The following is a 12,167-nucleotide window of genomic DNA, read 5'->3' as shown; positions in this document are numbered from 1 at the left end:
GTTAAAGTCTAGCCTATAACCGCCGATAATATAGTTATGAATTAAGGTGTCGCAGCGGATAATGAGGAGTGTGAATGTGGATATTATGATCCCCTTTATGGGTCGCATTACCCGTCTAGAGGTGCAACACAAGGGCGCCTTTCACGTTGCCGGGGTCAAGGATGATCAGATTGCCAAGGTGCGCAATGAGCGCAAACGACTCGGTACTAAGAGGGGCCAAGAAACCTTTGTAGATGATGGCGTTACGGGAGCGGAGCAAGGCAAGGACAGTCCTCCTCGCCTTGATGTATGGGCTTAGCTGGCGCCTAGAAGTACAGGTGCTCCTTGATTTCACCGGCCACTTTAATTTCACATTTGTCGCCAGATTTTTGCTGTGAGGCTTGGATCATGCCGGCTATCATACCAAACTTGCCGCCACGCTCTTGTAATACAGAGCCAAAGTAGCAATAGCTGCTGATATCTTCACCTTGATAATCCGTACTTAGGTTTAGCGTCGGAGTATAGGGAGCGAAGCGACCTTTCATTACCGGCTCACCATTAATGCTCAGTTCGAAATGATTTTTATCGACGTTGTAGATGCCGCCAAAGGTCATGTCGGTGCCGTTGATGGTGACGACTTTTTCTTGCGCTACACGCGGGGGCGTACTGCCACAACCGGCTAAAGTCATCACGGCCGCAAGGGTGCAGGTTAAGGTAACTTTGTTCATAGATAAATCCTTTTAGTTCATGCTTTTAGTTCTTAAAGAGAACGCGCGATAGACTACACAAAAATAGGTACAAAGCCAAGGCTTGATGTGCAAGTTGGAGTCGCTTTAATTTTCGGCTATGATCGGCGCCTATTTCCTGTCTTCTTTGGCGCCGTGATCCTAATCCTACTATGAGCATAGAGCAGCTTTTTTCACCCACCGGCCCGTTGGCATTGGCCTTTAAAGGCTATCGCCCCCGCCAAGCGCAAATTGATATGGCCAAGGTGTGCGACTTGGCCCTCAAAAATGCCGAGCAGGTCGTGGTGGAAGCCGAAACCGGCACCGGAAAAACCTTTGCTTATTTGTTGCCAGCGCTCACTAATAAGGGTAAGTACATTATTTCCACGGGCTCGAAGGCGCTGCAAGAGCAGTTGTATCACCGCGATTTACCCACTGTGTATAAGGCTCTCGGCAGTGCCAAGAAAAAAGCCCTGCTCAAGGGACGCAGCAACTATGTGTGTCACTATCGTCTTAACCAGCACGTGGCCCACGTACCCAGTGATGACACGGATATCATGCATCAACTGGCCATGGTGGCTAAATTCGCCGGCGAAACCCGCAGTGGCGATATTGCCGACTGCCCGGGAATAGAAGACGATGCCAAGGTGCTGCCCTACGTGACGTCCACGGCGGATAATTGCCTGGGTAAAGAATGCCCGGATTTTGATGCCTGTTTTATTCGCAAAGCCCGTTTACGTGCCGCCGAGGCCGATATTGTGGTAATTAACCACCACCTGTTTTTCGCCGATATGGCGGTGAAAGAAAGTGGCTTTGCCGAGTTGTTGCCCGGCGCCGATGGCTATATTTTTGACGAGGCGCATCAGTTGGCGGATATCGCCAGCGATTATTTTGGCGAGAGCGTCTCAAGTAAAAAGGTGTTTGCTTTTATCACCGACGCCCGCATGCTTTATCGCACCGAACTGCGCGATATGCTGCAACTGGGTAAAACCCTTGATAAGCTTGAAGCGGCGACCATGGATTTGCGCCTGCAACTGCCACATGAAGGCGGTCGCGGTGACTGGCGTCAGGCGCTGAGCAGCAAGCCCCTATGCGACGCCGTACATAGAGTTAGTAAAGATCTGCAGTTTTTAAACCAGGTACTTAAGCTCGGCTTGGAACGCAGCGAGCTGGTGGAGCCGCTGTTAGAGAGGCTGATGAGCCTAATAGCACAATTCGAGCGGGTGTTCGATGTTGCCCCGAGCGGCTATAGCTATTGGTATGAGGCCAGCCGCCGCCATGTCAGTATTCATATTACGCCTTTGAATATTGCCGCCAAGTTTAAAGCAATGCTGGCCGAACGTGAGGCCGGTTTTGTGTTTACTTCAGCAACGCTGTCGGTTAACAACAGCCTGTCGCACTTTAGCGATGCCTTGGGATTGTCCCCGGCGCGTCAGTTGATGCTGGCCAGCCCTTTCGACTATCAGCAACAGGCGCTATTTTGTTTACCGCGCTATCTACCGCCTGCGAATTCCCCGGAAATGCCACGGGCCTTGGTGGGGATTTGTCAGCAGGTTATTAAAGCGGCCCAGGGCCGTTGCTTCTTGCTTTTTACCTCGTATCGAGTGATGTACATGGTGGCCGAGGTGCTATGCCAGCAAATGGAGTATCCGGTGTTTGTTCAGGGGCAGATGTCGAAGCGTTTGTTGCTGGAGCGTTTTACCCGTCATGGCAATGCGGTATTAATGGGGACCGCCTCTTTTTGGGAGGGGGTGGACGTGCGCGGCAGTGCGTTGAGCTGTGTGGTGATAGACAAGCTGCCCTTTGTCGCGCCGGATGATCCACTGTTACAAGCGCGAATGCAAGAGTGCGAACATGGCGGCGGCGATCCCTTTGCACAGATCCAATTGCCGCGGGCGGTGATCGCCTTAAAACAAGGGGTTGGCCGCTTGATCCGTGATAGCCAAGATCGCGGTGTTTTAGTATTATGTGACAACCGCGTCGTGACCCGAGACTATGGTCAGGTGTTTTTGCAAAGCCTGCCCAATATGCGTCGTTGTCGCGACATGAACCAAGTGACCGCCTTTTTACAGACAATAGAGTAACTATGAGCCAAACCATCCTAGCCCTTGACGCCTCAACCGAAGCCTTATCGCTTGCCTTAATGCATCAGGATAAACTCTATCACTTTTTTGATGTCTGCCCGCAGCAGCACAGTCAGCGCATTCTCGATGAAATCGATGCGTTATTAACGCAGGCAAATTGCGATATTCAAGATGTGGATGTGATTGGTTATTGTCAGGGACCCGGCAGTTTTACCGGGGTTCGTATTAGCGTTTCCGTTGCTCAGGGCCTGGCTTTTGCCACTAACACTCCGGTGATTGGCGTTTCCTCTTTGGCCATGATGGCACAGCAGGCTATTAGCGAGCGCGGTGCCAGCACTGTCTTGGCCGCCATCGATGCGCGTATGGGTGAGGTGTATCTGGGTGCCTATGAGGCAAAGGAAGGTTTAGCTCAGTTAGTTGGCGAGCAGCAGGTGCTTGAACCTAGCGCCGTTACCAGCCCGTTTGGCGCCGCGGTGGCCGTGGGCACGGGGTGGCAAACCTACCCTGAGATGGCCGACGGGCTGAGCCAGGTTCAGGTGGATAAGGAGATTACCTTGCCGGACAGTCGCTACATGCTGCCGCTGTTGGCACGCGAATTTGCCCGGGGCAATGTGGCCGATGCGGCCTCGGCGCAGCCAGTGTATGTGCGCGATACGGTAACCTGGAAAAAACTACCGGGTCGGGAATAAACATTGCGCTTAGCGGTGCTTTGTATCACACTAAAACAGTGTCTTTTGTCATTAGCTAACCTATGTCTATTCGTCTAATTAGCCAAGCTCCAGCCGGTGCGCCTCAGGTTCATGCCCAGGCGCGCAGCGACAAGGTGGTGCGTGAAACCAGCGCCGAGCCTCGCGGCGGCAAGGTTAATCACTCGGAGCACGGACGCGAGCTCGCCGAGGCGCTGTATCGGCAAACCATCTATGACCAGCCAAGAGACAGTCGCACCAGTGCAGCCATTGCCACCTATCGAGAATATGCCTTCTTGCAACGCCGCGAAGAAGTTCAGGCCATGTTACATATAAGCCTGTACGCTTAATACCTAGACCCGAGACTCTCCGCCCACCTTTAAAGCTGCCAATAAGAAAGGTAGGCACTGGGCAAACTATTTATCTTCTGTTGACCAGGATGAACCACCCGCAGCCCGCCTTTTATGAATGTACCCCAATGACAGAATACGTTGTTAAAATGTGGACAATTTTGCCATTAAGCGATACTTTATGAATTAATAAAAATAATAATAAGTTATTAATATCGTGCATCATCGCGTTTTTGCAGTGTTTACCCGCGGAGCTGCCAAACTAGCCGCCAATACGGTAATTTTATCGTTGCGAGAGGGGTATATAGCCCTGATCCCGTTTTTTGTAATGGCTGCCTTGGTAACCTTGGTTACACACTGGTTGAATTATGAAAAGTTGGTCGCGTCCTATGCATTTTTGAGCTCGTTCAATGTGCTGGTCTGGACCTTGTTTCCGCTGACCACCTTGCTGTCCTTTAGCTATTACCTGGCCAAAAATCTTAAACTTAATACCATAGCAGTACCTATTTTGGTTCTTACCTGCTTTAGTGTCGCCTCAGGTTATATTTATGTGCTTGACGATGGCAGCATAGGTGTTAACAGCCGCGCCGGCGTGCTCTACACCATTTTAATCCCCATTTTCTGTTGCTATATGATGCGCGCCATTTTACGTGCCCGCTGGTTACGGATTATGCCCGTTGGCAACATCAGCTTATTTTTGGTCAAACACCTGAATTTGATATTGCCGTATATGTTGGTGGTGTCAGCCACCTTTACGCTATTTCCCCTCGTTGATTGGTTACTGGGTCAAGCATTGGCGGTATTTAATGAGCAGCATGCGCTTTTGAGCAGCGGCGAGAAGCTCACCATACAGCTCCTGGGCTCGCATCTATTATGGTTGTTCGGCATTCATGGCGATAATGCCTATCAAATTATAGCGACACCACAGATGAGCAACTTTCTATTGGGCTTTGGTATGGACAGCGAAAGTTATATCAATAGCTTTGTGCTGCTTGGTGGCTCCGGATGTATCTGGGGCTTAGTGATCGCCTGTCTACTGCAAGGGAAGGGCACCCATGAAGCCAGTATTGCCCGGCTTAGTTCGCCGCTGGCGCTGTTTAATCTCAGCGAGATCATGGTTTACGCCCTACCCATAGTGTTTAATCCTTATTTGCTGGTGCCCTTTATTATCACCCCTTTAATTAATGCCTTGCTTAGTAACCTTGTTATAAGTCAGGGCTGGATAAGTGTGGTCGCAGGGGCGGATATTCCCTGGTTTACTCCGGTGTTTATTAGTGGTTATGTGGCCACCGATAGTCTTATCGGTGTACTCTGGCAGGCGCTGCTTATCGGCCTAAGTACCCTGATGTATCTGCCCTTTGTAAAGGCCAACAGAGAACATAATATCAGTGGTCGCCAACTGGATATGCTGGTCAAACGGGTGAGTGCCGGACGCCAGTTAGAACGACAGGCAGAAGCGCAATTTGCCAAGCGAGACAGTCAAAAAATAGCGGAGCAAAAGCGCCTGAACGAGGTGATTGAAACCCTAAAAGAGGGCGCCTTATGCCTGTACTATCAACCCAAGGTTTGTAAAAAAACCAAGCGTATTCTCGGTTTTGAGGCGCTGCTACGTCATAAGCGCAGTGATGGTACCATTGTCAGCCCCTGGTTTATTGATGTATTGGAGCGGTTTCAAATGATGGATGTGGTCGATAGCTTTGTTATTGATCAGTTGGAGCTCGACCTGCAGCAATTTCATCGTCATCAACTGGTGCCGAAAATCAGTTTTAACATTTCTCCGCGTAATCTCATTAACCGCCGCTATAAGCGTGTGATCCGCGCTTTCAGTAAGTTTCCGGATCAGGTTGAAGTAGAGATTCTGGAGTCCTCATATGCCGACGATTTTAGCCGCACCCAGGAGATAGTTGCTAAGTTACGAAGTGAAGGGATCCGCTGTGCGGTGGATGATTTCGGTACCGGCTATTCCTGCTTGAGCCTTCTTAGTAAGCTTAACGTCGACACCATCAAATTCGATCGCAGCCTGTTACCCAGTGATGAACATGATCCGGCAACCATCTTGTATCAAAGCCTGACGCAAATGTGCCATCAGTTGGGTTTTGAGGTGGTGGCAGAAGGCATTGAGTCGGACTTTCATGCCGACTTTATTACGCCCTTACCGATTTCCCAGTTACAGGGCTATTACTTTGATCATCCTTTGACTCTTGAGCAGGCAATCCGTAAGTTTGCCGATCAGGGCCTAGATACCATAGTACAGATAAATCGGGATTTACCTGTTGCCAACAGTAAAAAAGCCGCTCAATGAGCGGCTTTTGAGTCTTCAGTTTTCAGTAGGGTTGTTAAACTATGTTAACAAGCAGGTTCAACAGTAACCCAATATTGCTGAGATATCAACTTTGTTATTGTTTGTTAATAAAAGATATTAACTTTGTGGCGATATCGACGTTATTTTGTGAGCCGATAAACTGCTCATGACCCATACCATGGGCAAACACCTGCACGTCTATGGCGGTGTGGCCGGAGGTTGTCCAGCCGGTGAAGCTGGCTTCATTGATGAGCTTTTTAACCGCTAAAACCAGGGCCTCTTCATCCACTTGTTTTGCCTGTGTAAGTAACACTTCACGCTCCTTGGTATAGGCCAGGCCGCTATTGCTTTGCCATTGCTCTTGCATGTTGTCACTGGCCATAAGACGCTCGGCAATCACTTCGGCGGTTGCCTGCACACCCTTAACCACATCCGCCTGCCATTTATACTGGCCTTGGGCGCCTATGGTTAAACCACCCGTGGAGTGATCCGCGGTGACCACGAGTAACGTGTCGGGATGCTTGGCGATAAAGTCCTTAGCGATCTTGATGGCCTCGGCAAAGTCATGCATCTCAGCCATAGCGCAGGCGATATCATTGGCGTGGCCACACCAGTCGATCTGGCTGCCTTCGATCATCACGAAAAATGGTTTTTCATTCTGCTCTAACAAAGAAAGTGCCTTGCGGGTCATCTTGGTCAGGCGTTCGGGATCGCTATCCAGGGCGAAGGGCAGGCCCTTGGCAGCGTATAAGCCAATGGCCGGAACCTGTTCAATTTGTTCAAGTTGGGCCAAGCTGTCACTGTACTGATAACCGGCGGCGATAAACTCGTTGACTAAGTTTCTATCTTCGCGGATAAAGTATTGGGTGCCGCCACCGAGCATAAGATCAACGGGTAGTTTGCCATTGATTTTATTATCGATATAGTCGTTGGCTATGTCGTCGTAGTTGCCGCGCGCTTCGTTATGGGCAGCAAAGCTTGCCGGAGTCGCATGGTTGATTTGCGAGGAGGCCACCAGGGCTGTGGTCATGCCCTTTTCTTTAGCGATCTCAAGCATGGTTTTTAATTTTTGTTTTTCGCCATCGACGGCAATGGCGCCGTTATAGCTTTTGGTCGCTGTCGCTAAGGCGGTGGCACCAGCGGCGGAGTCGGTAACTATGGTGTCATCATCCGGGTAGGTATGAGCCATGCCGGTGAGCATAGAATCAAAGACGGTGCTTTCAACTACGGCGGTGTTTGGATCGTCTTGGTAATAGCGATATGCAGAGGTATAGGCAGGTCCCATGCCATCGCCAATCATGTATATTATATTTTTGGGTGTTGGCGCATTCGCACTGGCAAAAAAGCTGGCGAAGGAGAGAGTAGCCAAAGTGAATGTACGTTTCATGTCAAAGTCCTGTTGTCAGTTGCCGCCATTCTATACCTTAGATTATGAAAATAAACCGCCTTGCGGTGAAATGGAGTTGCTTTGCATACATTTTCGATAAATAACCGTGCCTTAACTTTGTGTGGCCTAAGCAATAGTGAGCAGGCCATAAGTTTGCATCAAGACGATGTGGTGATCGCCTGTCATGGCTGGCAGGATAATAGCGCTAGTTTTGCCCCCCTGATGCGGGAATTATCACCCCAGTTGCCATTATATGCCTTTGACTGGCCGGGGCATGGCTTATCCCAATGGCGCCATCCTCAGGCGCACTATTACTTTATCGATTATGTAGATGATTTGCATCAGGTGATCACTCAGTGTCAGGCACAGCGTGTGCATCTTGTCGGCCATTCATTAGGGGCCATGGTGGCGTCCTTATATGTAGCCTGCTTTCCCGAGCACATTGCCAGTCTCACTCTGATCGAAGGCATAGGTTTGGTTTGTGCCGAGCCGGAAGAAGCCAAAGCCTTGTTGATGCGCGCATTGGCGCAACGGGCCCGGGGCGAAAAGATCCGCGAGTACCCTAGTAGCGATGACCTGGTTGCTCGGCGATTGGCGATCAGCGACTTTGATGAGCCGGTGGGTAAGGAACTGATGGCCCGCAATATTGAGCCCGGACCCGAGGGAGGAGTGCGACTGCGTACCGACCCGCGTATCAAGCATTATTCCGCTTTTCGCTACAGTGAGGCTCAGGCTCATGCCTTACTCGATACCATAGATGTGCCGACCCTGCTTATCAAAGGCACCGAAGGTTATTCCATGGTGCACCAAAATGAACATAAATTTGCTCATCATTACAGTCAGTTAAGTGCTAAAGTAGTAGCAGGCGGCCACCATTGTCATATGCAAAGCGCCTTAGAATGTGCGCAACTTATTGGTGCACATTTGCATCAAAGTGGCGCAAGATAATTGTAACTTTGCCGTAAATATGGGAATATCGCTGAAATTAGAGCTTTTGCTCAATTGTTAAAAATATCAACTTAGATTAAGGTTAGTAGTGCGATAAACCGGCCGCCCAGCAGCGAGCCATACGCACATTAGTTTGGCGTCGTGCCCTGATTACGCCGTGACTCATGACTTCTAAGATAAACCATTATAAGAACAAATTAATAGGAGCCTAGTGTGGAGAAAATCTGGCTTAAGCGTTATCCGAAGGGTTGCCCAGAAACCATCGATCCCGCTCATTACGACTCTTTACTGACACTGTTTGAAAAAAGTTTTAGTGATTTTGCACACCTGCCTGCATTTAAAAATATGGGTGTGACGCTGAGTTATCAGCAGCTTGACGAAGCCACCAAAAAGGTCGCGTCTTACATTAACAATGACCTTGGTCTTAAGCCCGGCTCTAAAGTCGCGGTGATGATGCCTAATCTTCTGCAAACGCCGGTAAGTATTTTAGGCGTATTACGTGCCGGCTGTGTGGTGGTTAACGTAAACCCCTTATACACGGCGCGTGAGCTCGAGCATCAATTGAATGACTCCGAGGCGGATGCCATCTTTATTCTCGCTAATTTTGCCCATACTCTGGAAAAAGCCATTGCCCATACTCAGGTTAAGCATGTGATCGTCACCGAAGTGGGCGATATGGTTGGCGGCCTGAAGAAGCATCTGGTCAACTTTGTGGTGAAATATATCAAGAAAATGGTGCCGGCCTATCAGCTAAAAAACACCATTCCCTTCACCGAGGTGATGAAAAAGGGCAATGTGGCCACCTATCAACGTCCCCAGGTAACCTTAGATGATCTGGCCTTTTTACAATATACAGGCGGTACTACCGGGGTGTCGAAAGGGGCCATGCTGACTCACGGCAACATGGTGGGCAACCTGGAGCAGGTGTCCGGCTGTTTGGATAATATTCTTGAGCGTGGCAAAGAAATCGTGGTGACGGCCTTGCCGCTTTATCATATCTTTGCATTGACCGCGAACTGTCTGACCTTCATGAAGTACGGCGGTATGAACCTGCTGATCACCAACCCCCGTGATATGAAGGGCTTTGTCAAAGAGCTTAAAAGCAACAAGTTCACCGTGGTCACTGGGGTGAACACCCTGTTTAACGGTTTATTGAATACCGACGGCTTCGCCGATATCGACTTTTCTAATTTGAAAATGTCACTCGGTGGCGGCATGGCGGTGCAACGCCCGGTGGCGGAGCGCTGGCAAAAGGTCACTGGTACGCGCCTGGTAGAAGGCTACGGTTTAACCGAGTGTTCTCCGCTGGTAACCGTCAGCCCTTACGATCTTGACGGTTACAATGGCTCAATCGGCCTGCCAGCACCGAGCACCGACATCAAGCTGATGCTGGATAATGGGGAAGAAGCGCCTAAGGGCGAGCCGGGTGAGCTGTGGGTGAAAGGCCCGCAGGTAATGAAAGGCTATTATAACCGCCCCGATGCCACTGCCGAATGCTTAAAAGATGGCTGGTTTGCCACCGGTGATATCGCCACCTACGATGACGAAGGCTTCTTCTATATTGTTGACCGTAAGAAAGACATGATCCTGGTTTCCGGTTTTAATGTCTTCCCTAATGAAATTGAAGAAGTGATTGCCGACCATGAAGGGGTGTTAGAAGTTGCCGCCATTGGCGTGCCCCACGAGATCAGCGGCGAGCAAGTAAAAGTATTTGTTGTTAAAAAGGACCCGTCTTTAACGGAAAAGGATATAATAAAGCATTGTCGTGATAACCTGACGAATTATAAGGTTCCTAAGTTGGTGGAATTTCGTGATGAATTGCCAAAAACCAACGTCGGGAAAATACTGCGACGTGCATTAAAAGACGAACAAAAATAGCGATGAACAGACCGGCAATAGCCGGTTTGTTTTTAAGGAGTACAAGTGGAATATCAGTTAATCACTGAGCAAGGGGCGTTGGATACATTTGTCGACGCGATCAGCAATGCAAAGGTGCTCGCCATCGACACCGAGTTTATGCGCCGCCGAACACTTTATCCAGAAATTGCCTTATTACAGGTTTTTGACGGCCAGCACCTGGCACTGATCGATCCGCTGGCAGAGTTAGATTTAGGCGCCCTTTGGGCATTATTGCAAAAGCCCGAGGTGTTAAAGGTATTACACTCGCCCTCGGAAGACATCGAAGTATTTCAAAACTTTGCCGGCTTTGTCCCGGCGCCACTGTTCGATACCCAGTTCGCCCTGCAGCTGTTAGGCTCGGGTAACTGCGTCGGTTTCGCCGCCATGGTGAATATGCGCTTGGGTATTGAGATCGACAAAAGCGAGTCACGTACCAACTGGCTGCAAAGACCACTGCGTGATAGCCAGCTTACCTATGCCGCTGCTGATGTTGCCCATTTACTGCCTTGTTTCGAGCAAATTGTGGAAGAAATCAATGCCAAGGGTTGGTTCGATATCGTTATTGCCGAGTCACAATTAATTTCTCAAAAGCGTGCATTTACTACCCCGGATGAGCTTTTATACCGAGATGTGAAAGGGGCCTGGCAACTTAACCCGAGGGACTTGGCGGCACTGCGTGAGTTGGCCATGTGGCGACGAGAAAAGGCACAACGTAAAAATCTGGCACTGAATTTTATCGTCAAAGAAGCAAACATGGTGGAAATCGCCAAACGTCGCCCAAGCTCTTTGAACAGCATGCGCAACATTCCCGGTGTTGATGCCATGGAGGTTAATCGCTCGGGTCGCGAAATGCTCGCCTGTATTGAGCGCGCCAGGGAGTTAAGCGAGGAACAGTTACCGGCTCGGGTCATGCGTTTGATGGATTATCGCGGTTACAAGCAGGCCGCCAAGGACATCAAGCAAAAGATCACCGCGGTGAGCAAAGACAGCGGTATCCCGGCTGATGTGTTTGCGAGTAAAAAGCAAATAAATCAGTTGATCAGTTGGAACTGGAAGTTAACCGATGAAGAGCGTCAAATACTTATGGCGCCGGATATTTTACAGCCATGGCGCAGTGGCTACCTTGTCGAGGTATTGAACAAGTGGGTGCCGGGCGCGCAGGAGTAGGGTGCAGAGTAAATGAAGTACCAAGGAAAAATCGAGCAATGGAATGATGAAAAAGGGTTTGGCTTTGTGCAACCCAATGGTGGGGGCGAGCGCTTATTTGTGCATATCAAGGCCTTTAAGAAAAGGACGCGCCGCCCTCAAAACGGTGATTTAATCGTTTATCAAGGTGCCCGAGACAAGCAAGGGCGTGCACAAGCGGTGGATATCAGTTTTGCGGCCGATCATAAACGCCGGGCAAAAAAAAGACCGGGACAGACAAGGACGCTAGGTAATCTCACCGTAGCAGCAGGTTGCCTTTTTATTGTCGCTGCGATTTTAGTTGGCAAGTTGCCACTGTGGTTTGTGCCGCTTTATTTATTGTTAAGCCTTATCACCTTTATTGCTTACGGGCGTGATAAAGCGAAGGCCCAGAACAACCAGTGGCGCACACCGGAAAGCACGCTGCAGGTGTTGGCTTTACTCGGTGGTTGGCCCGGTGCCTTTATGGCACAAAATAAATTTAGACATAAATCTAAGAAGGGCTCTTTTTTGTTCGTCTTTTGGCTCTGCGTATTGGTCAACCTGGCGGCCGTGGCCTGGTTGTGTGGCAGTGACGGTCAAGTCTTACTCGACAAGATTAGCGCTAGCTTGTACTAGCGCT

At 49.8% G+C, this 12,167-nt stretch carries 11 protein-coding genes; 9 read left to right on the top strand and 2 right to left on the bottom strand.

Features of this window, described 5'->3' with window-relative positions; genetic code table 11:
- The first annotated feature begins 85 nt into the window (after positions 1 to 85).
- Positions 86 to 298 (top strand): hypothetical protein, encoded by a 213-nt coding sequence (locus tag C2M29_RS06340; protein ID WP_442792542.1) that lies wholly within the window; start codon positions 86 to 88, stop codon positions 296 to 298.
- A 7-nt stretch (positions 299 to 305) separates the two neighbouring features.
- Here the strand turns inward: C2M29_RS06340 and C2M29_RS06335 are convergent, their stop codons facing one another.
- The gene (locus tag C2M29_RS06335; RefSeq protein WP_105188952.1) at positions 306 to 707 is read right to left on the bottom strand and encodes a hypothetical protein; all 402 of its coding nucleotides are present in this window, start codon (positions 705 to 707) and stop codon (positions 306 to 308) included.
- A gap of 170 nt (positions 708 to 877) precedes the next feature.
- Here C2M29_RS06335 and C2M29_RS06330 point away from each other — a divergent pair, with 170 nt between their 5' ends.
- From C2M29_RS06330 to C2M29_RS06315, 4 genes are all read left to right on the top strand, one after another.
- Positions 878 to 2,788, top strand: coding sequence for an ATP-dependent DNA helicase (locus tag C2M29_RS06330; protein ID WP_105188951.1), 1,911 nt, complete (start codon positions 878 to 880; stop codon positions 2,786 to 2,788).
- Between the two features lie 2 nt (positions 2,789 to 2,790).
- Positions 2,791 to 3,477 (top strand): tRNA (adenosine(37)-N6)-threonylcarbamoyltransferase complex dimerization subunit type 1 TsaB, encoded by a 687-nt coding sequence (tsaB, locus tag C2M29_RS06325; RefSeq protein ID WP_105188950.1) that lies wholly within the window; start codon positions 2,791 to 2,793, stop codon positions 3,475 to 3,477.
- Positions 3,478 to 3,539: 62 nt separating this feature from the next.
- The gene (locus tag C2M29_RS06320; RefSeq protein WP_105188949.1) at positions 3,540 to 3,824 is read left to right on the top strand and encodes a hypothetical protein; all 285 of its coding nucleotides are present in this window, start codon (positions 3,540 to 3,542) and stop codon (positions 3,822 to 3,824) included.
- Between the two features lie 217 nt (positions 3,825 to 4,041).
- Positions 4,042 to 6,126, top strand: coding sequence for an EAL domain-containing protein (locus C2M29_RS06315; protein WP_233998369.1), 2,085 nt, complete (start codon positions 4,042 to 4,044; stop codon positions 6,124 to 6,126).
- 94 nt (positions 6,127 to 6,220) lie between these two features.
- Here C2M29_RS06315 and C2M29_RS06310 read toward each other — a convergent pair whose 3' ends face one another.
- Positions 6,221 to 7,513 carry an alkaline phosphatase gene (locus C2M29_RS06310; RefSeq protein ID WP_105188948.1) on the bottom strand — a complete coding sequence of 431 codons (1,293 nt, stop codon included), beginning with the start codon at positions 7,511 to 7,513 and terminating at the stop codon, positions 6,221 to 6,223.
- Positions 7,514 to 7,594: 81 nt separating this feature from the next.
- Between C2M29_RS06310 and C2M29_RS06305 the strand changes: the two genes are divergently transcribed.
- From C2M29_RS06305 to C2M29_RS06290, 4 genes are all read left to right on the top strand, one after another.
- The gene (locus C2M29_RS06305; protein ID WP_105188947.1) at positions 7,595 to 8,461 is read left to right on the top strand and encodes an alpha/beta fold hydrolase; all 867 of its coding nucleotides are present in this window, start codon (positions 7,595 to 7,597) and stop codon (positions 8,459 to 8,461) included.
- Between the two features lie 213 nt (positions 8,462 to 8,674).
- Positions 8,675 to 10,339 carry a long-chain-fatty-acid--CoA ligase FadD gene (fadD, locus tag C2M29_RS06300; RefSeq protein WP_105188946.1) on the top strand — a complete coding sequence of 555 codons (1,665 nt, stop codon included), beginning with the start codon at positions 8,675 to 8,677 and terminating at the stop codon, positions 10,337 to 10,339.
- 45 nt (positions 10,340 to 10,384) lie between these two features.
- A complete protein-coding gene (rnd, locus tag C2M29_RS06295; protein WP_105188945.1) occupies positions 10,385 to 11,527 on the top strand; it encodes a ribonuclease D in 1,143 nt (380 codons plus the stop codon).
- A gap of 12 nt (positions 11,528 to 11,539) precedes the next feature.
- Positions 11,540 to 12,163, top strand: coding sequence for a DUF1294 domain-containing protein (locus C2M29_RS06290; protein WP_105188944.1), 624 nt, complete (start codon positions 11,540 to 11,542; stop codon positions 12,161 to 12,163).
- Positions 12,164 to 12,167: the final 4 nt, after the last annotated feature.

Origin of the sequence: Pseudoalteromonas sp. T1lg48 (assembly GCF_002964785.1) — a bacterium.
Taxonomy (GTDB): domain Bacteria; phylum Pseudomonadota; class Gammaproteobacteria; order Enterobacterales; family Alteromonadaceae; genus Pseudoalteromonas.
Note: the sequence above shows the minus strand (reverse complement) of the source record. Positions and strands in the feature narration are given on the sequence as shown.